General features: G+C 67.0%; 26 protein-coding genes. 11 read left to right on the plus strand and 15 right to left on the minus strand.

All coding sequences use genetic code 11. From position 1 onward, the window contains the following. Positions 1-10: 10 nt before the first annotated feature. From RH90_RS08425 to RH90_RS08435, 3 genes are read left to right on the plus strand one after another with little or no spacing between them, the layout of a single operon-like run. On the plus strand, positions 11-889 hold the full coding sequence (locus tag RH90_RS08425) for a TPM domain-containing protein (RefSeq protein ID WP_010185094.1): 879 nt from the start codon (positions 11-13) through the stop codon (positions 887-889). Further along, on the plus strand, positions 889-1572 hold the full coding sequence (locus RH90_RS08430) for a TPM domain-containing protein (protein WP_010185096.1): 684 nt from the start codon (positions 889-891) through the stop codon (positions 1570-1572). Before RH90_RS08425 ends, RH90_RS08430 begins: the two co-directional genes overlap by 1 nt. Continuing rightward, on the plus strand, positions 1569-2081 hold the full coding sequence (locus tag RH90_RS08435; protein WP_010185097.1) for an NUDIX hydrolase: 513 nt from the start codon (positions 1569-1571) through the stop codon (positions 2079-2081). Before RH90_RS08430 ends, RH90_RS08435 begins: the two co-directional genes overlap by 4 nt. Before the next feature lie 40 nt (positions 2082-2121). Here RH90_RS08435 and RH90_RS08440 read toward each other — a convergent pair whose 3' ends face one another. The 12 genes from RH90_RS08440 to RH90_RS08495 form a co-directional block, all read right to left on the minus strand. Continuing rightward, positions 2122-4956, minus strand: coding sequence for a M16 family metallopeptidase (locus RH90_RS08440; protein ID WP_010185098.1), 2835 nt, complete (start codon positions 4954-4956; stop codon positions 2122-2124). Positions 4957-5163: 207 nt separating this feature from the next. Beyond that, positions 5164-5346, minus strand: a complete 183-nt coding sequence (locus RH90_RS08445) for a hypothetical protein (protein ID WP_010185099.1) — start codon at positions 5344-5346, stop codon at positions 5164-5166. Further along, the gene (gene tgt, locus RH90_RS08450; RefSeq protein ID WP_010185101.1) at positions 5346-6503 is read right to left on the minus strand and encodes a tRNA guanosine(34) transglycosylase Tgt; all 1158 of its coding nucleotides are present in this window, start codon (positions 6501-6503) and stop codon (positions 5346-5348) included. The genes RH90_RS08445 and tgt overlap by 1 nt, the downstream gene beginning before the upstream one ends. Before the next feature lie 112 nt (positions 6504-6615). Continuing rightward, on the minus strand, positions 6616-7299 hold the full coding sequence (locus tag RH90_RS08455; protein ID WP_029625155.1) for a DUF1013 domain-containing protein: 684 nt from the start codon (positions 7297-7299) through the stop codon (positions 6616-6618). Positions 7300-7406: 107 nt separating this feature from the next. Then, a complete protein-coding gene (locus RH90_RS08460; protein WP_010185103.1) occupies positions 7407-7721 on the minus strand; it encodes a type II toxin-antitoxin system RelE/ParE family toxin in 315 nt (104 codons plus the stop codon). Beyond that, positions 7721-7966: a type II toxin-antitoxin system ParD family antitoxin gene (locus RH90_RS08465; RefSeq protein ID WP_010185104.1), complete on the minus strand. Its 246-nt coding sequence runs from the start codon at positions 7964-7966 to the stop codon at positions 7721-7723. The genes RH90_RS08460 and RH90_RS08465 overlap by 1 nt, the downstream gene beginning before the upstream one ends. 51 nt (positions 7967-8017) lie before the next feature. Further along, positions 8018-9055 carry a glycosyltransferase family 4 protein gene (locus tag RH90_RS08470; protein WP_010185105.1) on the minus strand — a complete coding sequence of 346 codons (1038 nt, stop codon included), beginning with the start codon at positions 9053-9055 and terminating at the stop codon, positions 8018-8020. Positions 9056-9060: 5 nt separating this feature from the next. Next, entirely contained in the window at positions 9061-9960 is a 900-nt protein-coding gene (locus RH90_RS08475) for a UDP-2,3-diacylglucosamine diphosphatase (RefSeq protein WP_010185107.1), read from the minus strand. A gap of 111 nt (positions 9961-10071) precedes the next feature. After that, positions 10072-10377 carry a GIY-YIG nuclease family protein gene (locus RH90_RS08480; RefSeq protein WP_332306561.1) on the minus strand — a complete coding sequence of 102 codons (306 nt, stop codon included), beginning with the start codon at positions 10375-10377 and terminating at the stop codon, positions 10072-10074. A 160-nt stretch (positions 10378-10537) separates the two neighbouring features. Beyond that, the gene (locus RH90_RS08485; RefSeq protein ID WP_010185109.1) at positions 10538-12232 is read right to left on the minus strand and encodes an AMP-binding protein; all 1695 of its coding nucleotides are present in this window, start codon (positions 12230-12232) and stop codon (positions 10538-10540) included. Between the two features lie 51 nt (positions 12233-12283). Continuing rightward, a complete protein-coding gene (locus RH90_RS08490) occupies positions 12284-12481 on the minus strand; it encodes a hypothetical protein (protein WP_010185110.1) in 198 nt (65 codons plus the stop codon). Positions 12482-12536: 55 nt separating this feature from the next. Then, positions 12537-14219: a GGDEF domain-containing protein gene (locus tag RH90_RS08495; RefSeq protein WP_029625156.1), complete on the minus strand. Its 1683-nt coding sequence runs from the start codon at positions 14217-14219 to the stop codon at positions 12537-12539. 282 nt (positions 14220-14501) lie between these two features. Between RH90_RS08495 and RH90_RS08500 the strand changes: the two genes are divergently transcribed. Next, positions 14502-14807 (plus strand): UrcA family protein, encoded by a 306-nt coding sequence (locus RH90_RS08500; protein WP_081476904.1) that lies wholly within the window; start codon positions 14502-14504, stop codon positions 14805-14807. Between the two features lie 94 nt (positions 14808-14901). Here the strand turns inward: RH90_RS08500 and clpA are convergent, their stop codons facing one another. Beyond that, positions 14902-17232, minus strand: a complete 2331-nt coding sequence (clpA, locus tag RH90_RS08505) for an ATP-dependent Clp protease ATP-binding subunit ClpA (RefSeq protein ID WP_010185114.1) — start codon at positions 17230-17232, stop codon at positions 14902-14904. A 141-nt stretch (positions 17233-17373) separates the two neighbouring features. Beyond that, a complete protein-coding gene (locus RH90_RS08510) occupies positions 17374-17571 on the minus strand; it encodes a DUF1192 domain-containing protein (RefSeq protein WP_010185115.1) in 198 nt (65 codons plus the stop codon). Between the two features lie 68 nt (positions 17572-17639). On the opposite strand from RH90_RS08510, the gene RH90_RS08515 reads away from it, so the two are divergent. Next, entirely contained in the window at positions 17640-18641 is a 1002-nt protein-coding gene (locus RH90_RS08515; protein ID WP_010185116.1) for an NAD(P)H-quinone oxidoreductase, read from the plus strand. A gap of 155 nt (positions 18642-18796) precedes the next feature. On the opposite strand, the gene RH90_RS08520 is transcribed toward RH90_RS08515, so the two are convergent. After that, positions 18797-20143 (minus strand): NAD-dependent succinate-semialdehyde dehydrogenase, encoded by a 1347-nt coding sequence (locus tag RH90_RS08520; RefSeq protein ID WP_010185118.1) that lies wholly within the window; start codon positions 20141-20143, stop codon positions 18797-18799. A 90-nt stretch (positions 20144-20233) separates the two neighbouring features. Between RH90_RS08520 and RH90_RS08525 the strand changes: the two genes are divergently transcribed. The 6 genes from RH90_RS08525 to RH90_RS08550 all read left to right on the plus strand — a co-directional run bounded on the left by RH90_RS08525 (position 20234) and on the right by RH90_RS08550 (position 24429). Further along, the gene (locus RH90_RS08525; protein WP_010185119.1) at positions 20234-20473 is read left to right on the plus strand and encodes an exodeoxyribonuclease VII small subunit; all 240 of its coding nucleotides are present in this window, start codon (positions 20234-20236) and stop codon (positions 20471-20473) included. Between the two features lie 4 nt (positions 20474-20477). Further along, positions 20478-21377, plus strand: coding sequence for a polyprenyl synthetase family protein (locus tag RH90_RS08530; RefSeq protein ID WP_010185120.1), 900 nt, complete (start codon positions 20478-20480; stop codon positions 21375-21377). A 145-nt stretch (positions 21378-21522) separates the two neighbouring features. Further along, positions 21523-22032 (plus strand): pantetheine-phosphate adenylyltransferase, encoded by a 510-nt coding sequence (gene coaD, locus RH90_RS08535; protein WP_010185121.1) that lies wholly within the window; start codon positions 21523-21525, stop codon positions 22030-22032. A gap of 92 nt (positions 22033-22124) precedes the next feature. Continuing rightward, complete coding sequence (locus RH90_RS08540; RefSeq protein WP_010185122.1) at positions 22125-22889, plus strand: peptidylprolyl isomerase; 765 nt, start codon at positions 22125-22127, stop codon at positions 22887-22889. A gap of 32 nt (positions 22890-22921) precedes the next feature. Continuing rightward, positions 22922-23965, plus strand: coding sequence for a tRNA preQ1(34) S-adenosylmethionine ribosyltransferase-isomerase QueA (gene queA, locus RH90_RS08545; RefSeq protein ID WP_010185124.1), 1044 nt, complete (start codon positions 22922-22924; stop codon positions 23963-23965). Beyond that, complete coding sequence (locus RH90_RS08550; RefSeq protein WP_010185125.1) at positions 23962-24429, plus strand: calcium-binding protein; 468 nt, start codon at positions 23962-23964, stop codon at positions 24427-24429. Before queA ends, RH90_RS08550 begins: the two co-directional genes overlap by 4 nt.

Consider the following 24429-nt stretch of genomic DNA (forward strand, 5'->3'; position numbering starts at 1 on the left):
TTCGATCGGTATGCCGATGCGCCTGATTCAGGCACTGCTTGCGACGCTCGTCGCGCTGCTGCTGGGGTTCTCCCCGGCAGCGGCGCAGACCTATCCGAAGTTCACCGGGCTGGTGGTCGATGCCGCCAATGTCCTGCCCGCGGCGACCAAGGCCGATCTCGAGGCCAAGCTCGAAGCGCTGCAGAAGGACACCAAGCGGCAATTGGTCGTCGCGACGCTTCCAGACCTGCAGGGGCGCGAGCTGTCCGAATATGGCGTCGGGCTCGGACGTGCCTGGGGAATCGGCCTCAAGGACGTCGATAATGGCGCGATCCTGATGATCGCGCCGAACGAACCCGCCGGGCATCGCGGGCCGCGGCTCGAAGTCGGCTATGGGCTCGAGCCGTTCCTGACCGATGCCTTTTCGGGTGTGATGATCCGCGAGAAGATGCTGCCGCTGCTCAAGAAGCAGCCAAGCGACATTCCCGCTGCAATGGAGGCCGGCACCGACGCGGTCATCGCGCAGCTGCGCGCGTCGCCCGAGGAGCAGAAGGCCAACCTCGACAAGGCGGCGGCGTCGTTCGACGCCGTCCACAAGCGCAGCAGCGCACGTGGTGGCGGCATTCCGTTCGGGCTGATCTTCTGGGGGCTGGTGATCGGCTTCGTCATCCTGTCGAGCCTCCGCCGGCGAGGTGGCGGGCAGCAATATCATGACGGCGTCGGTTCGGCGGTGCTGTGGGGCGCGATGCTCGGCGGGCTCGGCGGCGGAGATTCGCGACGCGACTCCGGCGGCGGCTGGGGTAGTGGCGGCAGTGGCGGCGGCGGCTCCGACGGAAGCTGGGGCGGCGGTGGCTTTACCGGCGGCGGCGGCGGATCCTTTGGGGGCGGTGGCGCCTCGGGAGACTGGTGATGCCACGCACGGCCCATCTGACGGCGCAAGACCATGCGCTCGTGCTCGAGGCGGTGAAGCGCGCCGAAGCGGGCACCGACGGCGAAATCGTGACGATCGTCAGTGATCGCTCGGACGATTATCGCGATGCCGCGCTGCACTATGCGGTCGCGGCGATGCTGCTCGTCGTCGCACTGTTCGCAATCGATCCGGCGGCGATCGAACACTGGCTCGGGGGCTTGTCCGGGGAATGGGATGCGCCGGCCGATCCGCGCCTGTTGCTGTCGGCGCTGCTCGTGGTCGAGGCGATCGTCTTCCTGATCGTCCGCTATGCGCTCGCCCATGCCCCGTGGCGAATTGCGCTGGTGCCCAAGGCGACGCGCGCGCGTCGCGTGCGGCGGCGTGCGATCCAATATTTCAAAGTCGGCGCCGAACGGCGCACCGCGGCTCGCGTCGGCATCCTGCTCTATCTCTCGCGCGACGAGCGGATGGCGGAGATCGTCGCCGACGAGGCGATCCATCGCGCGGTCCCGGCCGAGCGCTGGGGCGCGGCGATGGCGGCGCTGGTCGCCGAATCGCGCGCCGGGCGACCTGCCGCGGGGATGGCGGCGGCGGTCGAGCGGATCGGCGCGATCCTTTCCGAAACCTTCCCCAAGACCGCCGACGATCGCAACGAGCTTCCCGACCGGCTGATCGAGGTATGAGTGCCGAGACGGTTTGGGACGGCAAGTACATCAAGGTGATCAAGGACGGGACGTGGGAATATGTCGCGCGCACGCGCGGCATCGGTGCCGCGGTGATCCTCGCGATCGATGAGGGCGCTGTGATCCTGGTCGAGCAATATCGCGTACCGCTGGGGAAACGCTGCCTCGAATTGCCGGCCGGACTGGTCGGCGACGAGACCGAAGGAGAGAGCGTCGAGGCCTCCGCCGGGCGCGAGCTCGAGGAAGAGACCGGCTATCGCGCGACGACGCTCGCCTCGATCGGCGTCTTCCATTCCTCCCCCGGCATGGTGTCGGAAGGCTTCACGCTCGTCCGCGCGACCGAGCTGACGCGGGTGGACGCCGGTGGCGGGATCGACGGCGAGGATATCACCGTCCACCGCGTTCCGCTCGAAGGAATCGCCGCGTTCGTCGCGGCCAAACGCGCCGCGGGCGTGGCGATCGACGTCAAGCTGTTGCTCCTGCTCGGGGGCGGCATTCTCGCCGGCTGAGCCCGAACGCGGTCGCGCTCAGGCTCGAGCGTAACCGCCCTCAGTGCAGTGCCGCGGTGTCGAGCTTGAGCGCGTCTGCGGTGATCACCTCGACGTTCGGATAGGCCTTGCGCAGCTCGGGCAGGAACAGTTTGGCGTCGCCCACCACGATGACGCTCGCCGCTGCCGGATCGAGCAGCTTCGCCGCCGCCGCCTGCACCGCCGCCGGATCAACCGCCGCGACGCGCTGCGTATACTGGCCGAGTTCGCTCAGCGGCAGGCCCTGCACGACATAGCCGCCGACGGTGCCTGCGATCCCGCCCGTCGTCTCCGTCGCACGCCCGAAATTCCCGACCAGCACCGCTTTTCGCGTATCGAGCTCGGCCGCGCTGACGGGCTCGGCGCCGAGCCGCTTCATCTCGGCGAGGATGATCGACACCGTCTCGGGTGCGCTCGGGTTCTTCGTCGAGGTGCGCGCGGCGATCGTGCCGGGTTCGCGGCCCGCCTGAATGCTGCTGCCCGCGCCATAGGCGAGGCCGCGCTTGATGCGGATCTCCTGGTTGAGCCGCGACGAGAAGCCGCCGCCGAGCACGGTATTGGCGACCGAGGCGGGATAATAGCGCGCATCGCTGCGCGCGATGCCGGGCCGCGCGACCACCACGCCCGCTTGCCCCGCGCCGGGCATGTCGACGACGATCACGCGCGGTGCCGGGTAGGCGGGCGGGGTCGTGCTGCGCGTCGGGGCCGAGCCGGGCACCGACCAGCTGGCGAAGCGCGTTTCCGCCAGTTGCTTCGCCTGTGCCGGGGCCACGTCGCCGACCAGCACCAGCGTGCTCTGTCGCGGTTTCCACGCCGCGGCATAGGCCGTGCGGATGTCCGCCGGGGTGATCGCCTTGAGCGAGCCCGGGGTGCCCGCGAGCGGATGGCCGTAATCGCTCGCCCCGAGCGCCGCGCGCGCGGCGACGAGGTTGGCGAGCTGGCTCGGATCCTTGATCGCAACCTGGACGCCGTCGATCGCTTGCGCCCGCGCGCGCTCGATCTCGTCCGGCGCGAAGACGGGGTTGCGCGCGACATCGGCGAGGATCGCGAGCGCGGGCGCAGCCTGATCGGACTTGACCGTCACCTCGACGCTCGAGCCGTCGAAGCTCGCATCGCTCGAGATCGAACCGCCGAGCGATTCGATCTGGCGCGCGATCTCGGTCGCCGAGCGGGTCGTGGTGCCCTTGGTCAGCAGGTCGGCGGTCAGGCTGCCCAATCCCGCGCGGTTCGCGGGGTCGAGCGCGCCGCCGCCGCGCGCGACCAGCAATGCGGTGAGCAGCGGCAAATCGTGCTTCTCGACGACGACGACGCGCATGCCGTTGGCGAGCGCGAATTCGTGGGTCACCGGTGCGGCGGCGGCGATCGCGGCGGCGGGTGGGGGCGGTGCGATCCGCTCGGCGGCGCTCGCGGGGGTTACCACCTCGACCTTGGCGGGGACGACGAGCGGCTTGACCACCACGGTATCGGCGACTTCGATCCGGTCGTTCTGCGGTGCCTTGGCGGTGGCGTCCTCGGGCAGATACTGGATCGTCGCCGAGCGCTGGTCGCGCAGATACGTGCTCGCGACACGCTGGACGTCGGCGGCGGTGACGCGGCCGATCGCGGCGAGTTGACGGTCGGCCGCGTGCGCGTCGCCGTCGATGATAACCGACGAGGCGATCGTGCGGCCCGCGCCTTCGGCGGTTTCGCGCGACTGGAGCGCGCTGGTCAGGATCTCGTTCTTGGCCTCTGCCAACTCCGCCGCGCTGACCGGCGTATCGCGCAGCCGTGCGACTTCGCGGCGCAGCGCGGTCTCGCCTTGCGCAGCGGTCTTGCCGCCGGCGAGGATCGCGAACACCGCGAGATTGCCCGGGCCCTGCTTCGAATCGAGCACGCTCTCGGCGCTCTGCGCGAGCTGGTCGCGATAGACGAGCGATTCGTACAGCCGCGAGCTCTCGCCTTGCGACAGCACCGCGTTGAGCACGGTCAGCGCGGGACCGTCGGGATGGTTGTCGGCGGGGATCGGATAGCTGATCATCACCGCGGGGAGCGGCGTATTGGCTTCGTGGACGACGTAATGCGTCGCCTTGGTGCGCTCGGGCTCGGTCACGGTGACGCGCGGGATCGGCGTGGTCGGGCGTTTGATCTTGGCGAAATACTGGTCGACCCAGCCGTCGAGCTGCGCGGGATCGAAATTGCCCGAGACGACGAGCACGGCATTGTCGGGCCGGTAATAGGTCGCGTGGAACGCGCGGACGTCGTCGATCTGCGCGCTCTCGAGATTGTCGAGGCTGCCGATCGTCCCGCGTGCATAGGGGTGGCGGGTGTAGGACACCGCCGGGAAATAGAGCGAGAACAGCTTGCCGTAGGGCCGCGCGTTGGTGTTCTGGCGCAGCTCTTCCTTCACCACGTCGCGCTCGGACGCGAAGCTCTTGGGCTCGACGACGAGCGCGGCCATGCGGTCGGCCTCGGCGAACAGCAGCCGCTGGAGGTGGTTGGCGGGGATCGTCTCGTGATATTCGGTGTAATCGTCGTTGGTCGAGGCGTTGTTGTTGCCGCCGACATCCTCGGTCAGCCGGTCGAACTGTTCGGACACGAGGTTGCGCGTCGCCTTGAACATCAGATGCTCGAACATGTGCGCGAAGCCCGAGCGGCCGGCGGGATCATCCTTCGAGCCGACGTCGTACCAGACCTGGACCGAGACGTTGGGCGTGGTCGTGTCGCGAATCGCGTAGACGCGCAGGCCATTGGCGAGCGTGCGTTCGGTGAAGGCGATCGGCTTGATCGCGGGGGCGGGTGCGGTCGGCGCTGGCTGCGCGGTGGCGGCGGTCAGCGGGAGCAGGGCGGCGCCCAGCAGGAGGGCGGCACGGGACAGCATGGGGGAGGCTCCGGATGGGGGGCGGTCAAGGCGCTACTGTGTCGCGCGGGCGGCCGCTGTGTCAATCGCGTGGGACACTGGCCGAGTTCCTCCCCTCCCTGGAAAGGAGGGGTAGGGGTGGGTCGGCCCGTTGGGTGAGGTTCGCCTGCTACGGAGAGCGACCCACCCCCAACCCCTCCCTTCCCGGGAGGGGAGTAGCCAAGCGTATTACTTCTTCTTCGGGCGATTCGCGTACATCAGCACCGCCGCCAGCGCCGCCGACCCGACCCCAACCCCGATCGCGATCGGCGTGACGGGCCAGTTGCCGTGCGGCTCGGCCTTGGCTTCGGCGGCATCGCGGACGCGCTTATGGTCGCGCGCGGCTTCTTCGATTTCGTTGATCTTTGACATTACACCCTCTCTGCGTGGCCATCATATGCCTGTCGGAACGCATCGGCGAAGGCTTTGAGCCGCCCCGCCGCGATTGCTGCCCGCAGGTCGGCCATCATCGCCTGATAAAACCACAGATTATGCTCGGTCATCAACATCGCACCGAGGATTTCTCCGGATCGGATGAGATGGTGCAGATAGGCGCGGCTGCCGCCGTGCTCGGGATGCGCGCAGGTCGGGCAGCCGCAGGTGGGGTCGAGCGGGCCCAGATCCTCGGCGAACTTGGCGTTGCGGATATTGATCGGGCCGTTGCGGGTGAAGGCCTGACCGGTGCGCCCCGAGCGCGTCGGCAGCACGCAATCGAACATGTCGATCCCGCGTTCGACCGCGCCGACGATGTCGGTCGGCTTGCCGACGCCCATCAGGTAACGCGGCTTGTCGATGGGGAGCTGGCCCGGCGCGAAGTCGAGGCAGCCGAACATCGCCTCCTGGCCCTCGCCGACCGCGAGCCCGCCGACCGCATAGCCGTCGAAGCCGATGTCGATCAGCGCCGCCGCACTGTCGCCGCGCAGCGTCTGGTCGAGTGCGCCCTGCTGGATGCCGAAGATCGCGGCGTTTTCGGCATGCGCGCCGCCGCTGTCGAAGGCGTCGCGCGAGCGCTTCGCCCAGCGCATCGAGCGCGCCATCGCCGCGGCCTGCACTTCGGGTGTCGAGGTCGTGGGCACGAGCTCGTCGAACGCCATCACGATGTCCGAGCCGAGCAGCCGCTGGATCTCGATCGAGCGTTCGGGGCTGAGCGTGTGACGCGAGCCGTCGAGGTGCGACTTGAAGGTCACGCCATTCTCGTCGCGCTTGGTCAGGTCGCTGAGGCTCATCACCTGATAGCCGCCGCTGTCGGTAAGAATCGGGCGGTCCCAGCCCATGAAGGCGTGCAGCCCGCCCAATCGTGCGACGCGCTCTGCGCCGGGGCGGAGCATCAGGTGATAGGTGTTGCCGAGCAGGATGTCGGCGCCGGTCGCGCGAACATCGGCAGGCTTGACGCCCTTCACCGTCGCTGCGGTGCCGACGGGCATGAACGCCGGCGTGCGGATCGTCCCGCGCCGCATCGCGATCTCGCCGGTCCGCGCCTTGCCGTCGGTCGCGTGGATGGTGAAGTCGAAGCGGGGGCGGGTGGTCATATGGCTTCCCCGACCCCTCCTGCCGTCATTCCCGCGAAAGCGGGAATCCCGCTTCTTCTCGGGGCCGGCGGCAGAAGCGGGACCCCCGCTTTCGCGGGGGTGACGGGATGGATCAGCGCTTGAACAGCGTCTCGGCGGTCGGCTCGGCGCGCGGGGCGGGGGCCTCGCCATTCTCGGCGGCTTCGGCATCGCGCGCGAGCTGGTCGCGCTGCGCACGCAGCTCGGTGATCAGCGCTTCGCGGTCACCCTCGAGGCGGGTGTCGACCGGCGCCTCGAGCCCGGCCGCCTTCGCCGCCTTGGCGACCGCGGCATCGAGCTCGCGCTGCGTCGTCAGGCCGAGCGTGACCGGATCCTTCGGCGTGATGTTGGCGATGTTCCAGTGGCTGCGGTCGCGGATCGCCGCGATCGTCGTTCGCGTCGTGCCGATCAGCAGGCCGATCGCGCCGTCGCTGATCTCGGGATGGTTGCGGATGATCCACGAAATGCCGTCGGGCTTGTCCGACCGCTTCGACACCGGCGTGTAGCGCGGGCCCTTGGTGCGGCGGACCTGCTCGGGGCCTTTCAGGATCTTGAGCGTGTAGTCGGGGTCGGCCTGGCCCTTGTCGATTTCGTCCTGCGTCAGCTCGTGCGCGCGGATCGGGTCGCGGCCGGTCAGCTTGGTCGCGGCGGTGTCGTCGGCGATCGCCTGGACCTCGAGGATGTGCAGGCCGCAGAATTCGGCGATCTGCTCGAAGCTGAGCGCGGTATTGTCGACGAGCCAGGCGGCGGTCGCGTGCGGCATGAGCGGCTGGGCCACGGGATACTCCTCAAAAACGGAAAGGGCCGCCCCTTTCGGAGCGGCCGCTTGTGCTGGCATGCAATGTAGAGCGAATGGCGGGGGAGGGCAAGCGCGGTTGCGGGGGGTCAGAGTTCGGGGTCGGGCTCTGCGAAATGCGCGAAGGTGTCTCGGCGCGCGTCCCGCACGTTGATGACTTCCAGCGCGTCCTCGGTGTAGCGGAAATAAATGATGTGGCGATGGTGCGGCGTACTGCGCAGCTCTGCGCCCAGCTCGGGCCGCGCAGTCCCGAGGGAACCGGGGAGTGCGGCGATCCGATCGCAATGCTTGCGCACTCCATCGATTACGCCGCGCGCGATGTCACCGCCGCTCTGGTCCGCGATGTACCGTGCGATGGCTTTAAGGTCGCGCTGCGCCGCCTGACTAATTTTGACGCGGCGCATCAGCCGCGCTCGCGCTCCCAAGCATCGAGATCTTCATGGAGCCTGCGGAAGACGTCGTCGGCGGAATGCCAGACATTCTCGGCGATCGATGCCTGCAGCGTCTCGCGCAAAGCTGCGATCTTCGCATCGCGCTCCTGGACCAGACGCAGGCCTTCGTTCACCACATCGACTGCGGACGCATAGCGGCCCTCGGCGACGCTTGCTTCGACGAAGCTTTCCCAATGCGGCCCAACGGGTACGTCCATCGTGCGACCTCCAACAGCAGCGCCGCAATTTACCGCATCGCCGCTAGTCGCTCAAGCCGCGATCGCCTCGGGATGCTCGACCGGCACGAGCGCACCGAGGAACTGGCGAGCGCTGGCTTCCCAGGTGAAGGTCTGCCCATAGGCGGCGCAGGCGGCGCGATCGCGAGTGAGCGCAGCGGCGATCGCGGTATCGAGACCCTCGTCCATCGCGCCGACCGCGGGCGTGAGTACGTCGACCGGCCCCGTTACCGGATAGGCGGCGACCGGCGTCCCGCTGGCGAGCGCCTCGATCATCACCAGGCCGAACGTATCGGTGCGGCTTGGGAAGACGAACACGTCGGCCGCGGCATAGGCGCCGGCAAGATCGGCGCCGAACAGCGGCCCCAGGAAATGCGCCTCGGGATAGCGCGCGGCGAGCGCGGCGCGCGCCGGGCCGTCGCCGACGATCACCTTGATGCCGGCATGCCTGGCGGTGAGGAAGGCCTCGATGTTCTTCTCCACCGCGACGCGACCGACATAAAGCTGGATCGGGCCGCCACCTCCCGCCTTCAGCGCCTCGATCGCCGGAAGCGGAGCGACTTGCGGTCCGAAGGTCGCGAGATCGACGCCGCGTCCCCAATGGCGGATCTTGGTCAGGTCATGCGACTTGAGCGTCGCGGCGATCGACGGGGTCGAGGCGAGGATCGACTGGGCGGGCCAGTGGAACCAGCGGATATAGCGCCACACCCATTCGGGGTTCACCCCTGTCCGCGCCGAGACGTAATCGGGGAACTGCGTATGATAGGCGGTGGTGAAGGGAAACCCGCGCGTCAGGCACCAGCGCCGCGCCGCCAGGCAGACCGGCCCCTCGGTCGCGAGATGGATCGCGTTGGGCGCGAAATCGGCAAGCATCTTGCCGACGCTCGCGGTGCTGGCGAAGGCGAGGCGGATCTCGGGATAGGTCGGGCAGGGCATCGAATAGAACAGATCGGGCGAGACGATCAGGACCTCATGTCCCTGGCGTTCGAGTTCGGCCCGCACCGCCTGCAGGGTGCGCACGACCCCGTTGACCTGCGGGCTCCATGCATCGGTGGCGATCGCGATGCGCACGCGGGTCAGGCCGCCAACTGCTCGATCTGCGCCGTCGGCCGGGACGTTTCCCGCGCGGCAATCTCGTCGGCCCAGTGCAGCAATTCCATTCTCCCGTCGAAATGCTCGACCAACGCCGTGCAGCCCTCCACCCAGTCGCCGTCGTTATAATAGGCGATACCATCGATATCACGAAACTCGGCGGTGTGGATATGGCCGCACACGACCCCGTCGACGCCGCGTGCGCCCGCCGCCTGTGCGACGATCTCTTCGTAATTGGAGATGAACTGCACCGCGTTCTTCACCTTGGCTTTCGCGTGCTTCGACAGCGACCAATAGGGCAGGTTGCAGAAGCGCCGATAGGCGTTCACCCAGCGGTTGAGCGCCATCATGAATTCATACGCCGCATCGCCGACATGCGCCAGCCAGCGGTGCGCGAGGGTGATCGCATCGAATTCGTCGCCATGCAGCACCAACAGCCGACGCCCGTCGGCGGTTTCATGCACCGCGTTGCGGCGGATCGCGATGCCGCCGAAATCGAGACCGCAGAACTGGCGGACGACCTCGTCGTGATTGCCGGGGATATAGACGACATGCGCACCACGCTTGGCGCGCTTGAGCAGGCGCCAGACGACATCGTTGTGCGCCGCGGGCCAGTAGAATTTCTTCTTGAGCCGCCAGCCGTCGATGATGTCGCCGACGAGGTAGAGCGTCTCGCTGTCGACATGGTCGAGAAAGTCGATCAGCAGGTCGGCATTGCAGCCGCGCGTGCCGAGATGGATGTCGGAGATCCAGATCGTGCGATACCGCCGCCGCTCGCTGATCGTGCGCTCGGGAATCGTCGGTTGCGAATGCGCGAAGTCGGCAAAGTCGGCGATCGTGCCGCCCGACAGGCCATCCATCGTGATCTTGGTGACAGCGTCCATCGTCGACTACCCCGAAGCCTTACTGGTCTTCCGGCTATGGCGAGAGTTTGTTACAATCGGAATCGTGGGGCTTCATGCAACTGTCATACGGCCCGGTGCTCCCCCCCCCCATCATCCCCGCGAAAGCGGGGATCCCGCTTCTTCTTCTGCTGCGCCGTTCAATGTCTCGAACAGGTCGAGCCAATTCGGATTGGCGACTTCGATCAGCTCGATCTTCCATGCGCGACGCCATTTCTTCATCGCCTTCTCGCGCGCGATGGCGTCGGCGATGTTTTCGGTAAAATCCGCGTAAACGAGGCGCGTGAGGTTGTGGCGGCGGCAGAAGTCAGAGCCAACCTTGGTTCGGTGCTGGAAACTGCGGGGGGCGATGTGGGACGTCACGCCGATATACGTCGTTCCACGGTAGCGGTTGGACACTGATGTAGACCCAACCCCCGCGCATCGTGCTTGCCCCTACCCAACGAGATACACCCCGCCCCCGTCACCCTCGCGAAAGCGAGGGTCCCGCTTCTTCTGCTTGGCGCGGGGCCAGACAGCGGGACCCCCGCTTTCGCGGGGGTGACGGGCAGGGCGGTGGTCATGCGCCGGGCGTCTCCGCCATCACCTCGGCGATCAGGTCCTTGCGGCTCAATTTGCCGATCATCGTCTTCGGCATCGTCAGGCGCACCACAACATCATCGACCCGCTCATGCCGACCGAGCTGCGGATTAAGCCAATCACGCAATTCCGCACTGCCCGCCGAAACCCCCTCGTTGAGCGTCACATAAGCGCGCGGCTGCTCGCCGCGGTACGGATCGGGCAGCCCGATCACCATCGCCTCCTTGACCGCGGGGTGATGGTGCAGGATTGCCTCGATCTGGCTCGGAAAGACCTTGAAGCCCGACACCGACAGCATGTCCTTCAACCGGTCGACGATCCGCACGAAACCGTCCTCGTCGATCGCGCCGACATCGCCGGTGCGCAGCCAGCGCCCCGCGTCGTTCGTCACGAACACTTCGCCATCGGCGTCGGGCCGGTTCCAATAGCCCTTCATGATCTGCGGGCCCAGCGCGACGATTTCGCCCGGCTCGCCGGGGGGCGGGGGCTGGGTCGGATCAGCCTTGTCGACGAGCCGCAGATGCGTCGCGGGGATCGGCTGGCCGATGCTGCCGGTCTTGCCGGGTAGCTCGTACGGATTGGCCGAGAGCACGCCCGAGCTTTCCGACAGGCCATAGCCCTCGACCACGGTCGCGCCGGTGACGCCCTCGAACTTCGCCTTCAATTCGGCGGCGAGCGGCGCGCCGCCCGAGATGCAGACGCGCAGCGACGCGAAATCCGTTTTGGCGATGTCGGGATGATCGAGCAGCGCCTGGTACATCGTCGGCACGCCGGGGAGCGCGGTCGCCTTGGTGCGCGTGATCGCGCCGAGCACCGCGCCCGCCTCGAAGCGCGGCAGCATGACGATGCAGCCGCCGTTGAGCACGGTGCGGTTGAGCACGCAGGTGTTGGCGAAGACATGGAACAGCGGCAGCACGCCGAGGATCCGGTCGGGTTCGCTCGGATGCGGGTCGATGCCCATCACCTGGCGGGCGTTGGCCGCAAGATTTTGATGCGTCAGCATCGCGCCCTTGGGGGTGCCGGTGGTGCCGCCGGTATATTGGATCAGCGCGACGTCAGTCAGCGGATCGATCGTCGCAGGCGCGTGCGTGCCGTCATTGGCGATCAGCTGCGAAAAGCTCAGGATTCGCGGATCGTGCGGGCGCGGGGTGACCTCCTTGCGCTTGAACAGGCGATAGAGAATCGATTTCGACGGTGGCAAAGCACCCGCAATCGAACCGACCACAAGCCGCTCAAGGCCGCTCGTCTCGAGCACCTTCAGCGCGGTCGGCAGCAAGGCGCTCGCAGAAAGCGTGAACAGCACGCGCGTGCCCGAATCCTCGACCTGATGCGTGAGTTCGGCGACTGTGTAGAGCGGCGAGAAATTGACGACCGTCGCGCCGAGCTTGAGAATGCCGTAATAGGCCGCGAGATAATGCGGCGCATTGGGCAGGAACAGCCCGATCCGGTCGCCCGGCCCATAGCCCAGCGCCTGCAGCCCCGCCGCGACGCGATTGGCACCGTCGAGCGTCTCGGCATAACTGTAATGCCGCCCGAGGAAATCGATCAGCGGCGCCTTGCCCGCACGCGCGGCGGCCTGATCGAACAGATCGACCATCGACAGCGGCGGATAGACGGTGTCCCAGGCGTTGGGATGACGATAGGATTGGCGCCAGACGGCTTCAGGATCGCTCATTGACATGCGTGTAAGCAAGCCGTCCGCCGCCCGCAAGCCGCTGGGCTCGGCTCAGGTCAAATGCTTGCCGGTCCAGGTGACGAGCACCGAAACGCCGACCAGGCCGAGATCGATCGCGGCCTTGACCTGATGCGGCGCAGGGTCGGTCGAATCGTGGGTAAGGATTTGAATATCGGCGTTCGGATGGCGCGCTGCGGCGATCAGCGCGAGCCCTGCAACGATGCCGACCATGATGCGACGGTTGCGCAAACGCTATCCCCTTGCGCGATGCGTATACGCGCAATAGCGATTCGCGGCAAGCCTCTCAGGCCGCAGCGCGGTCCGACAGCGAACGCATCCGCGCGCGATCGCGCCCGGCGCTCTTGGCGTCGAACAAGGCGCGATCGGCGGCGGCGTAGAGCGCCTTCCAGTCGACCTCGCGCTTGAGCGGGCCGATGCATTTGCCGATGCTGGCAGTGACGCTGACGTCGTACGGCATCCGCGCGGCGCGCAAGCGGTCGAGAATGTCGCGCGGCTCGACCGCCGCTTCGGCCGGGAGCACGATCGCGAATTCCTCGCCGCCGATCCGCGCGACGAGCGCGGCTTCGGGAACCGACAGCTGCAGCGTCCGCGCGACGGCGCGCAGCACTTCGTCGCCGCCATCATGGCCGATCGTCTCGTTGATCAGCTTGAAATGGTCGAGGTCGACGATCAGCAGCAGCTGCTCGCCCTCGCGCCCGATCGCCGCCGACAGGAAGGCGCGGCGATTGAGCAGCCCGGTCAGCGGATCGGTCTCGGCGAGCAGCAGCGCGGCGACTTCGCCCTCGCGCGCGGCGTCGCGCTCGCGGCTGAGCACGCGAACGCGATAGGCGATCGCCAGACTCGACAGCAACGCTTCGAGTGTCATCGTCACGGCCGTCGAATTGTCGAGCCAGAAATTCCAGTGGATCAGGCTGAGCCCGCTCGCCACGCGGAAGCAGGCGACCACGATCGGCGCCCCCCAGGTCAAGGCGAACAGCCACAGATAATTGCTCCGCGTCACCCAGGCGCGCCACAGCATCGGGATGACCACGAGCAAGAGCCCGGCAAAGGCGAGCGCATAGAGCCGGTCGAACAGCCGGACGTCGAGCGACCCGATCAGCGTATAAGCGAGAGTGGCGGCCAGCATCGCGCCGCTCGCGACGTTGAACAGCCGTGCCAGCCCTCCGGCGAAGACGCGCGGTTCGAAAAAGCTCCGCGCAAACGCGAGCGCCGCGACGGCCGACACTCCCAGCGTGAGATAATTGACGCGCATCCGATCGGTGTTGGCGATGGTCGGCCAGAGCCAGACAAGGGCGCCCGACGAGGACATGGCATAGCCCAGCAGCGCCAGCACCATCGCGCAATAGGCCAGTTGGAAGCGATGCCGCAGCGTCGCCCATAAGGCGAGATGATAGGTTATCAGCGCGATGCACAGCCCGCCGAACCCGCCGTAAAGCGCCGCCATCGTCAGGTTCGAGGTGACGCTCTGCGCCGGGGTGGCGATCCGCGGCTCGCGCAGGATGCCGCGCAGATTGGCGGCGTGCTCGACGCGCCACAGCAGCCGCACCAGCGGCGCGGCGCGCGCTTCCAGCGGCTGCGCGATGATCGCCCCCAGCGCGAGATGGCGTGACACGGCCTGCTGATCGAGCGCGACCGAGACGATCGCGCCATCGCCATAGAGCGCGTACAGCGCGACCCGCTCCTGCCACAGGCTCGGCCAGCGGATCTCGAGTGGACCATCGCGCCGCAGCCGCGCCGAGCGAACCCAGAAATCCCCGGCCCCGAACGCGGTCTGGTTCGTCGCACAGTCGAAGTGCGCGGGTTCGCGAAACAGCTCTTGTGGGGTCATGCCGCTCTCGGCGCGCGCGATGCAGGTTGCAACCGGTTCCCCGGCAAGGCCGGCCTGCGCGAATGCCGGGGTCGCAGGCAGGCCGAGGCACAGCATGGCCAGCAAGACCATGGAAAGGACGGAAAGCGTACGCGGCATAGCGCCTGCCTACTCCGGGATGACAAATAGATGGTTAAAAAGCAGCCAAATGCGGTGTCGTCCGATCGGACCGCCATTGAAACGACATGACGAAGACATGGCACGGTAATCTGTCACGATTAAGGGGGCGCGTCGGGCGGCGGTATTCGATCGGTACGGGAACAGATCTTCGCGCCTGACAAGAGGAGTACGATACGATCGAAGCCATCGACGTATCTTAAAATCGTCTTCAGGAGAACAGCAATATTTCGTTCTTTCCCACTTTTGACTGTATCGGCGTGTATGGCAATACTCGTATCCGTGCCTGTCCAGGCGCAAGGAAGCGACTCTTATCTTCGCGAAACGGTTTCCAGCACGGTGCAAATCGGCGATCTCGACCTCGCCACCGTCAAGGGACGCCACAAGCTTGATCGACGCGTTCGCGCCGCAGCGAGCACGATCTGCACCAGCAATGCGGCGCAGGATTTGCGGCGGCTCGCCGACGAATCGCGCTGCCGCCGCGAGGCGCTGCGCAGTGTCGAGACGCAGGTCGCCGTGGCGGTCGCTGCCGCCGCGCATCGCGACGCGGGGGCGATCGCGGCCCGCTGATGTTCGAGGCGAGCGGGGGCCTGCCGCAGCGGCCCATAAAAAAGCGCGGGGCCCGGACATTCCGGACCCCGCGCGCTTCATCGCCAAGCCAATCTTACTTCGCCGGAGTCTTGTCCGGATCGGTCCGCGTCGGCACGGCCTTCTTCTTGGGCTTCTTGGGCGGGGCCGAGGTGATCTCGAACGACAGCGCGTTGTCCTTCAGCTTGACCGTCACCTCGCCGCCATGGACCAGCTTGCCGAACAGCAATTCCTCGGCGAGCGGCTGCTTGATCTTCTCCTGGATCAGGCGGCCCATCGGCCTTGCACCGTAGAGCTTGTCATAGCCCTTGGTGGTCAGCCAGGTCTTCGATTCGTCGTCGAGCTTGATGTGCACGCTGCGGTCGGCGAGCTGGAGCTCGAGCTGCAGGATGAACTTGTCGACGACGCGCGCGACCACTTCGGTCGGCAGATAGCCGAACGGCACGATCGCATCGAGACGGTTGCGGAACTCAGGCGTGAACATCTTCTGCACCGCCTGCTCGTCCTCGCCCTCGCGGGTGAGGTTGCCGAAGCCGAGCGTCTCGCGCGCCATGTCGGAGGCGCCCGCATTGGTCGTCATGATCAGGATGACGTTGCGGAAATCGACCGTCTTGCCGTGCTGGTCGGTCAGCCGCCCATTGTCCATCACCTGCAGCAGGATGTTGAACAGATCGGGATGCGCCTTCTCGATTTCGTCGAGCAGCAGCACCGAATGCGGCTGCTGGTCGATCGCATCGGTGAGCAGGCCGCCCTGGTCGAACCCGACATAGCCCGGAGGGGCGCCGATCAGCCGCGAGACCGAATGGCGTTCCATATATTCGGACATGTCGAAGCGCTGGAGCGGAATGCCCATGATCTGGGCGAGCTGCTTGGCGACTTCGGTCTTGCCGACGCCGGTCGGGCCGGTGAACAGATAGTTGCCGATCGGCTTCTCGGGATCGCGCAGGCCGGCACGGCTGAGCTTGATCGCCGACGCCAGCTTCTCGATCGCGGCATTCTGCCCGAACACCACGCGCTTGAGATCGGTCTCGAGCGATTCGAGCGCCTTGGTGTCGTCGGTCGAAACCGACTTCGGCGGGATGCGCGCCATCGTCGCGATGACGGCCTCGATCTCACGCGAGGTGATCGTCTTCTTGCGCTTGGCGAGCGGCACCAGCATCTGCATCGCGCCGACTTCGTCGATCACGTCGATCGCCTTGTCGGGCAGCTTGCGGTCGTTGATGTAGCGCGCGCTGAGCTCCACCGCCGACTTGATCGCGTCGGGGGTGTATTTGACCTTGTGATGGTCCTCGAACGCCGAGCGGAGACCCGCCAGGATCTTGATCGTGTCCTCGATCGTCGGCTCGTTGACGTCGATCTTCTGGAAGCGCCGCAGCAGCGCGCGGTCCTTCTCGAAGTGGTTGCGGAACTCCTTGTAGGTGGTCGAACCGATGCAGCGGATCGTCCCGCCCGACAGCGCCGGCTTCAACAGGTTCGACGCATCCATCGCGCCGCCGCTGGTCGCGCCGGCACCGATCACGGTGTGGATCTCGTCGATGAACAGGATCGCATCGGGCATCTTCTCGAGCTCGGTGACGACCGCCTTGAGCCGCTCCTCGAAGTCACCGCGATAGCGCGTGCCGGCAAGCAGCGCGCCCATGTCGAGCGAATAGATCACCGCCGGGAGGAGCACCTCGGGCACGTTGCCCTCGACGATTTTCCGCGCGAGCCCTTCCGCGATCGCGGTCTTCCCGACGCCGGGATCGCCGACATAGAGCGGGTTGTTCTTCGAACGCCGGCAGAGAATCTGCACGGTGCGATCGACCTCGGGGCCACGCCCGATCAGCGGATCGACCTTGCCCTTCTTGGCCTTCTCGTTGAGGTCGACGCAGAACTGCTTCAGCGCGGACTCGCTCTTGCCCTTCTCGCCGGGCTTTTGCGGCTTTTCCTCTTCGACGCCCTTGGGAGTCGAAGCCTCAGGCGTCGCGCCGCCCTTGCCGACGCCGTGGCTGATGAAGCTCACCGCATCGAGCCGACTCATATCCTGCTGCTGCAGGAAATAGACGGCATAGCTCTCGCGTTCGCTGAACAGCGCGACGAGCACGTTGGCGCCGGTCACTTCGTCGCGGCCCGAGGACTGCACGTGGAGGATCGCGCGCTGGACGACGCGCTGGAAGCCGCTGGTCGGCGAGGGGTCGGTCGCCGCATCGACCTTCAAGGCTTCGAGTTCGGTATCGAGATAGTGTTTGACGGTGGCGGTCAGCTCGGCGGTATCGACGCCGCACGACTGCATCACCTTCGAGGCATGCTCGTCGTCGATCAGCGCGAGCAGCAGATGTTCAAGCGTCGCATATTCATGACGGCGCGACGACGCGGCTTCCAACGCCTTGTGCAGCGTGGTTTCAAGCGCGGAGGCAAAGGATGGCATTAGGTCTTCACTCCTTGCGGGCTGCGACGAAAGCGCAACCCTTTGCGCCTATGTCGGAAGGCGTATCCGCCACTGCAAGCACTTGAAAATCGTTCGGCGCCCGTCTTGCCATCTTATAGCGGATGGGAGGGCTGTCTGGCATCAAGACTTGAACAGATTATCGGCTTGAACGCGGTGGCTCGCAGCGTGTTCCATCTTGGCGGTGCTCCGCGCGATTTCGGCCTTCAACGCAGCGATCCGCGCTTCGAGTTCCGCGACCGACAGCGGGTCAAGGTCCTGCGCAAGCAGCGCCGCGAGCGGATCGCCCGCGCGTTTCGGGAGAATCTCGTCCAAGTCCATGGCGGGATCGTTGACCCGGCGGGCGGCCGTGTCAATAAGGCGCGCAGGTAAAACGGGGCATATGACCGATGGACGGAATTCCGGCGACGATGCGCGCGATCGACCCCGATGCGGCGGGGGGACCCGAGGTGCTGCGCGTGGTCGAACGCCCCGTCCCGATGCTGCGGCCCGACGAGGTGCTGATCCGGGTCGTCGCCGCGGGGGTCAACCGACCCGACGTGCTCCAGCGCAAGGGGGGCTACGCGCCGCCGCCGGGTGCGCCGTCGATCCCCGGGCTCGAGGTTTCGGGCACCGTCGTCGCGCAGGGTTTGGACGTCGATTTCGAGCTGATGGGCCAGCCGGTGTGCGCCTTGCTCGCCGGTGGGGGCTATGCGGAATATGTCGCGGTCGCGGCGGGGCAGGTGCTGCCGGTGCCGCACGCTCTGTCGATGACCGAGGCGGCGGCGTTGCCCGAGACGCTGTTCACGGTGTGGACCAATCTGTTCGAGCGCGGCTATGCGACCGAGGGCGACACGGTCTTGGTGCATGGGGGCACGAGCGGGATCGGCACGATGGCGATCGGGCTCGGGTCGATCTTCGGGCTCGAGGTGATCGTGACCGCCGGGTCTGACGACAAATGCGCGGCGGCGCTGAAACTCGGCGCGGCGCATGCAATCAACTACAAGACCGAGGATTTCGTCGAGCGCGTCGCCGCGATCACCGATGGCAAGGGCTGCGCGGTGGTGCTCGACATGGTCGGTGGGGACTATCTGCCGCGCAACCTCAAATGCCTGGCCGAGGATGGGCGCCACGTCTCGATCGCGGTGCAGGGCGGGCCGACCGCGACGATCCCGATCTTCGACATCATGCGCCGCCGCCTGACGCTGACCGGCTCGACGCTGCGGCCGCGTGATTCGGCGTTCAAGAGCCTGGTCGCGGATGAGCTGCATCGCACCGTGTGGCCGCATGTCGAGGCGGGGCGGCTGAAGCCCGTGCTGGATCGCAGCTTCCCGCTCGCCGAAGCCCCCGCCGCGCATGCGCGAATGGAGGCGGGGGATCATGTCGGGAAGATCGTGCTGACGATGGAGTGAGGCGTCTCCCTGCAAGGCATGCTGGCGGTTGAGCTGGGTGTCTCCCCTCCCTGAAAGGGAGGGGTTGGGGGTGGGTCGGCCCATGGCGAGCGTCACGCCCGACTACGGGCCGACCCACCCCTCGATCCCCTCCCTTTCAGGGTGGGGAGGAGACATCAGGCGAGGACGGTTTTCAAATTCATGAACTCGTGCAGTCCGTACGGCCCAAGCTCGCGCCCATGGCCCGATCGCTTGACCCCGCCGAACGGCGCTTCCGGTGCGCTCGCCAGCATTGTGTTGACCGCGATCATGCCCGCCTCGATATCGCGCTCGAAGCGTGCGCGCTCGGCCTCATCCTGCGTCCATACCGACGACCCGAGCCCGAACGGCACCGCGTTGGCAATGGTGATCGCTTCGTCGATGTCCGCCGCCTTGAACAGCATCGCGATCGGCCCGAACAGCTCTTCGTTCGCAACCTCGTGATTGATCGGCACATCGACAAGAATGCCGGCCGACATATAGGCGCCCTTGCCCGGAAGCGCCTCGCCGCCGAACAGCAGCTTGGCGCCCGCTTGCTCGAACAGCTTCAATTGCCCCAGCACGGTCGCGCGCTGCTCCTCGCTCGACAGCGGTCCCATGTCGCTCGCCGCATCCATCGGATCGCCCGCGACGACGGCCTGCATCCCCGCCGAGAATTTCTCCAGGAACGCGTCGTAGACATCGGCATGGACGATCATCCGCTTGGCGCAGATGCACGACTGGCCGGTGTTCTGCACGCGCGCGGTGACCGCGGCCTTGGCGGCGGCGTCGAGATCGGCCGAGGGCATGACGATGAACGGGTCCGACCCGCCGAGTTCGAGCACGACCTTCTTCAGCGCACGCCCCGCCGCCTCGGCGACCTTCATGCCAGCACCTTCGCTGCCCGTCAGCGTCACCGCGACGATCCGGTCGTCGGCGATCAGCGCTTCGACCTTGTCGGATTGGATCGCCAGGTTCTGGAACAGCCCGGCGGGCCCTCCCGCCGCAATCACCATCTCCTCGAGCGCCGCGCCGCAACCCTGCACGCTCGACGCATGCTTGAGCAGCCCGACATTGCCCGCCAGGATCGTCGGCGCCATGAAGCGCACCACCTGCCAATAGGGGAAATTCCACGGCATCACCGCGAGCACCGGACCCATCGGATGCCATGTCGCGGTCGCTCCGGGGAAGCTGCGCGGCTCGAGCATCGCGGCGCCCTCCTGCGCGTAATGGCGGAACGCCTGCGCGCATTTCTGCACCTCGGCGATCGCCGACTTGAGCGTCTTGCCCATTTCGCGCGTCGCGGTTTCGGCGAGACGCTGGGTGTTGGCGTCGAACTGCTCGGCGATTCGCTCGAGCAGGGCGGTGCGCGTCGCGAGATCGGTGACGCGCCATTCGCGGAACGTGGCGTGCGCGCGCTGTAGCTTGGTCTCGATTTCGGCGCCGGTCAGCTCGGCATAGGATTGGCCCGGCGCGCCGGTGGCGGGGTCGATGCTGGTGAACATGGGGGATTCCTCATTGGGGACGGACAACAAACGCAACCAAGGGCTCGCGTATCCTTGACCCCAGAAGCTCGCCTGCCGCATAGCTGCCAAATGGATACACCGATCGAAGAGTTGACGTTCGAAGCGGCGCTCAAGGAACTGGAGGGGATCGTGTCGAGGCTCGAGAGCGGCGATGCGCCGCTCGACCAGGCGATCGCGCTCTATGAGCGCGGCGATAAATTGCGGCGTCGCTGCGACGACCGGCTGACCGCGGCGCAGGCACGGATCGAAGCGATCCGCACCGACAGCGAGGGGCGTGCCGTCGGCACGCAGCCCTTTGCCGCAGGTTGATGGCATGAGCGCAACGTCCTTGTCGCTCAAGGCGGCCTTGTCCCAGGTCGGCGCCGACGTCGATCGTCGGCTCGACAAATTCCTTGCCATTCCCGATGATCCCCGCGCCGATCTGTATCGCGCGATGCGGCACGCCGCGATCGGCGGCGGCAAGCGCTTGCGCCCGCTGCTCGTGTTTGCGACCGCGCGGCTGTTCGCGGTCGATCGCGATTGCGCGGGGCGCGCGGCGACCGCGATCGAATGCATCCACGTCTATTCGCTGATCCACGACGATCTTCCCGCGATGGACGATGACGACATGCGCCGCGGCAAGCCGACCGTCCACAAGGCGTTCGACGAAGCGACCGCGATCCTCGCGGGTGACTGCCTGCATGCACTCGCGTTCGAGATTCTCGCCGATCCGCTGACGCATCCCGATCCGTTCGTGCGCAGCGAGCTGGTGCTTGATCTCGCGCGTTCGGCCGGTCCGTCGGGCATGGCGGGTGGACAGGCGATGGATCTGGAGGCCGAGAAATCGACCTTCGACCTGCCGACCGTCACGCGGCTCCAGGCGATGAAGACCGGTGCGCTGATCGCCTGCTCGGTCGAGGCGGGTGCGATCCTCGGCAAGGTGCCGCCCGAAGGCCGCGTGGGCCTGCGCGGCTATGCGCGCGACATGGGGCTCGCCTTCCAGATCGCCGACGACATCCTCGACGTCGAGGGGGACGAGGCTGCTGTCGGCAAGAAGCTCGGCAAGGATGAGGGCGCGGGGAAGGAGACCTTCCTGTCGCTGCTCGGGCTCGACCGGGCGCGTGCGCAGGCGCGGATGCTGGTCGATCAGGCGATCGAGCATCTCCAGCATTTCGGCCCCGAAGCCGATCTGCTCCGCGACATCGCGCGCTTCACGCTGGAGCGCGATCGTTGAGCACGGCCCCGTCACCCGGGCGAAAGCTGGGTGACCTCTGTCCGTCACCCCAGCGCACGCTGGGGTCTCCCCGGGGCCGGGGGTGCACACCGCATCACGAGATGCCAGCTTTCGCTGGCATGACGGTAGTGGCGGACGGCGCGCGATGACCGAGCGCATCGGCGTCTATCCCGGCACGTTCGACCCCGTCACGCTGGGGCATATGGACATTATCCGGCGCGGCGCGACCCTGGTCGACCGGCTCGTCATCGGTGTCACCACCAATGCCTCCAAGTCGCCGATGTTCAGCCTCGAGGAACGCCTCGCGATGATCGAGCGCGAGATCGCGGGGATCGCGGGCGTCAGCGTCGTCGCGTTCGATTCGCTGCTGATGGATTTCGCCGAGGCGCAAGGCGCGAGCACGATCCTGCGCGGCGTGCGCGGCGTCACCGATTTCGAATACGAATATCAGCTGACCGGCATGAACCGCGCTCTCAACGACCGCGTCGAGACGGTGTTCCTGATGGCCGACGTCGCGCTCCAGCCGATCGCGAGCCGGCTGGTCAAGGAAATCGCGTTCTATGGCGGGCCGATTCATCGCTTCGTCACGCCGCGCGTGGCGCAAGACGTCGCCGACCGCGTCGCGCGGATCGGGCGGAAAGGCACGCGGCCCTAATTCGGTCGCCTTTGCGCGGCAACGTTCAGTTTGGCGCAAAGCGGTAGATGGTCTAAGCGCGGCTTCATTCCGAGATATTTCGCGGGGAAATAATGCGTTTCGTTGCCAGCCTGTTTGTCCTCCTCCTGGCGTTCCTCGCCGGCCCCGCCCTCGCCAACAAGAAGAAGGACGAGGCCAAGTCCGCGGTCGTAACGACGGCGGGCCGGCCGCCGATCCCGTCGGCAAGCGATCCCGAGAATCTGCTCTATCTCGATCTGTCGACCGGCGGCCGCGTGATCATCTGGCTGCGCCCCGACGCCGCGCCGAAGATGGTCGAGCGCGTCAAGACGCTCACCCGCCAGCATTTCTATGACGGGCTGCTGTTCCACCGCGTGATCGAAGGCTTCATGGCGCAGACCGGCGACCCCAAGGGCGACGGCACCGGCGGCTCGACGCTCCCCAACGTCCCCGCCGAATTCAACTGGCTGCCGCATGTGCGCGGCGCTGTGTCGGCGGCGCGCGAGGGCTCGGCCGAGGGCGCGACCGTCGAGCAGGTGACCAAGGCGGAGAACAGCGCGAACAGCCAGTTCTTCATCGTCTTCAACCCCAACATGAAGCTCGACAAGAAATACACGATCTTCGGTCGCGTGATCTCGGGAATGGACTATGTCGATGCGATCGCACGCGGCGAGCCGCCGACGCATCCGTCGCGCATCCTCCACGCCTATGTCGCCGCCGACAGCCCTCCCGCCTATGTCCCCGCACCGCCGGCGCCCGAGCCGACGCTCGCGCCCGCGACGCTCGCGCCGAGCAAGCCGGCGATGAAGCCGATGCTCAAGGCCAAGCCCGCCGCCGCGCCGAAGAAGAAGGCCGCGTAAGGCAAGACTTCGCGGCGGGGAGCACGCGGTAAATGAACGTCGACCTGTTCGACTTTGTCCTGCCGCCCGAGCGGATCGCGCTGCGCCCGGCAGCCCCGCGCGATTCGGCGCGGCTGCTCGTGGTCGATGGCGCTGCGCTGCACGACCGCAGCGTCGGCGATCTGCCGGGCGGCCTGCGTACGGGCGATCTGCTCGTCTTCAACGATACGCGGGTCATCCCGGCGCAGCTCGAGGGGACGCGCGGCGATTCGCGCATCGGCGCGACGCTGCACAAGCGCGAAGGGCCGCGCCGCTGGCGCGCCTTCGTCCGCAACGCGCGCCGCCTGCGCGATGGCGATGCGATCGATTTCGGCAGCGGCGTGACCGCGACCGCGCATGACCGCGGCGAGGACGGCAGCTTCGCGCTCGAATTCCAGGGCGACGAGCCGGTCGAGCTGCTGCTCGAGCGCGCCGGGCGGATGCCGCTGCCGCCCTATATTGCCGCCCGCCGCCCCGCCGACGCGCAGGATGCCGACGATTACCAGACGATGTTCGCGGCCGAAAAAGGGGCGGTCGCGGCGCCCACCGCGGCGCTGCACTTCACGCCCGAGCTGATGGCGCGCTTCGCCGCCGCCGGGGTCGAGCACGCGACACTGACGCTGCATGTCGGCGCGGGCACCTTCCTGCCGGTCAAGGCGAGCGACACCGCCGATCACAAGATGCACGCCGAATGGGGCCGGATCGACGCGGCGACCGCCGACCGACTCAACGCGGTCCGTGCCGCCGGAGGCCGGGTGATCGCGGTCGGCACGACCAGCCTGCGCCTGATCGAAAGCGCGACCGGCGAGGACGGCGTGATCCGGCCGTTCGAGGGCGACACCGCGATCTTCATCACCCCGGGCTATCGCTTCCGCGGCATCGACGGGCTCGTCACCAATTTCCATCTGCCGCGTTCGACACTGTTCATGCTGGTCAGTGCTCTGATGGGCACCGATACGATGCAGGCCGCCTATGCGCACGCCATTGCAGACGGATACCGATTTTACAGCTACGGTGACGCCAGTCTGCTGCTGCCGGACAGGGGGGTGCGTGCATGAGTCCGATTCTGCTGCTCGCGCTCGCCGCGCAGGTGCCGCTGCCCGTTGCGCCAGTGCCGCCGCGTCAGCCCGGCGCGACGATCGTCGCCGAGCCCGCCGCCATGTTCATCGCGGCGTGCGACGCCAATGGGGACGCCCGCACGACGCGCGCCGAACTGACCGCCTGCGTCGCGCGCAGTTTTCCCGACGCCGCGCCGCAGTCCGGATCGACCGGCTATATCGGCTATAGCGATTGGGCGCAGAAGTGGCTTGGTGACCGAAACGCGCTGCCGAGCCCGTATCAGGTCGATGCCGACACCGACAATCGCATCACGCTCGCCGAGCTCCAGGCGCAGTTCGGGGTGCTGTTCGACCGGTTCGATCTCGACAAGGACGGCATGGTCACCCGCGCCGAACTGGTGACGATCCGCAGCGCCGCCGTCCTGCAGGATGGCGACGGCGGCAAACGCCGCGGCCGGCGTTGA

Source organism: Sphingomonas sp. PAMC 26605 (assembly GCF_000241485.1).
Lineage (GTDB): Bacteria > Pseudomonadota > Alphaproteobacteria > Sphingomonadales > Sphingomonadaceae > Sphingomonas.

Coding starts and splice junctions, on each gene's coding strand:
- RH90_RS08425 (WP_010185094.1), top strand. CDS start 11: ATGCCGATGCGCCTGATTCAGGCACTGCTTGCGACGCTCGTCGCGCTG.
- RH90_RS08430 (WP_010185096.1), top strand. CDS start 889: ATGCCACGCACGGCCCATCTGACGGCGCAAGACCATGCGCTCGTGCTC.
- RH90_RS08435 (WP_010185097.1), top strand. CDS start 1,569: ATGAGTGCCGAGACGGTTTGGGACGGCAAGTACATCAAGGTGATCAAG.
- RH90_RS08440 (WP_010185098.1), bottom strand. CDS start 4,956: ATGCTGTCCCGTGCCGCCCTCCTGCTGGGCGCCGCCCTGCTCCCGCTG.
- RH90_RS08445 (WP_010185099.1), bottom strand. CDS start 5,346: ATGTCAAAGATCAACGAAATCGAAGAAGCCGCGCGCGACCATAAGCGC.
- tgt (WP_010185101.1), bottom strand. CDS start 6,503: ATGACCACCCGCCCCCGCTTCGACTTCACCATCCACGCGACCGACGGC.
- RH90_RS08460 (WP_010185103.1), bottom strand. CDS start 7,721: ATGCGCCGCGTCAAAATTAGTCAGGCGGCGCAGCGCGACCTTAAAGCC.
- RH90_RS08465 (WP_010185104.1), bottom strand. CDS start 7,966: ATGGACGTACCCGTTGGGCCGCATTGGGAAAGCTTCGTCGAAGCAAGC.
- RH90_RS08475 (WP_010185107.1), bottom strand. CDS start 9,960: ATGGACGCTGTCACCAAGATCACGATGGATGGCCTGTCGGGCGGCACG.
- RH90_RS08485 (WP_010185109.1), bottom strand. CDS start 12,232: ATGAGCGATCCTGAAGCCGTCTGGCGCCAATCCTATCGTCATCCCAAC.
- RH90_RS08495 (WP_029625156.1), bottom strand. CDS start 14,219: ATGCCGCGTACGCTTTCCGTCCTTTCCATGGTCTTGCTGGCCATGCTG.
- RH90_RS08500 (WP_081476904.1), top strand. CDS start 14,502: ATGGCAATACTCGTATCCGTGCCTGTCCAGGCGCAAGGAAGCGACTCT.
- clpA (WP_010185114.1), bottom strand. CDS start 17,232: ATGCCATCCTTTGCCTCCGCGCTTGAAACCACGCTGCACAAGGCGTTG.
- RH90_RS08510 (WP_010185115.1), bottom strand. CDS start 17,571: ATGGACTTGGACGAGATTCTCCCGAAACGCGCGGGCGATCCGCTCGCG.
- RH90_RS08515 (WP_010185116.1), top strand. CDS start 17,640: ATGGACGGAATTCCGGCGACGATGCGCGCGATCGACCCCGATGCGGCG.
- RH90_RS08520 (WP_010185118.1), bottom strand. CDS start 20,143: ATGTTCACCAGCATCGACCCCGCCACCGGCGCGCCGGGCCAATCCTAT.
- RH90_RS08525 (WP_010185119.1), top strand. CDS start 20,234: ATGGATACACCGATCGAAGAGTTGACGTTCGAAGCGGCGCTCAAGGAA.
- RH90_RS08530 (WP_010185120.1), top strand. CDS start 20,478: ATGAGCGCAACGTCCTTGTCGCTCAAGGCGGCCTTGTCCCAGGTCGGC.
- coaD (WP_010185121.1), top strand. CDS start 21,523: ATGACCGAGCGCATCGGCGTCTATCCCGGCACGTTCGACCCCGTCACG.
- RH90_RS08540 (WP_010185122.1), top strand. CDS start 22,125: ATGCGTTTCGTTGCCAGCCTGTTTGTCCTCCTCCTGGCGTTCCTCGCC.
- queA (WP_010185124.1), top strand. CDS start 22,922: ATGAACGTCGACCTGTTCGACTTTGTCCTGCCGCCCGAGCGGATCGCG.
- RH90_RS08550 (WP_010185125.1), top strand. CDS start 23,962: ATGAGTCCGATTCTGCTGCTCGCGCTCGCCGCGCAGGTGCCGCTGCCC.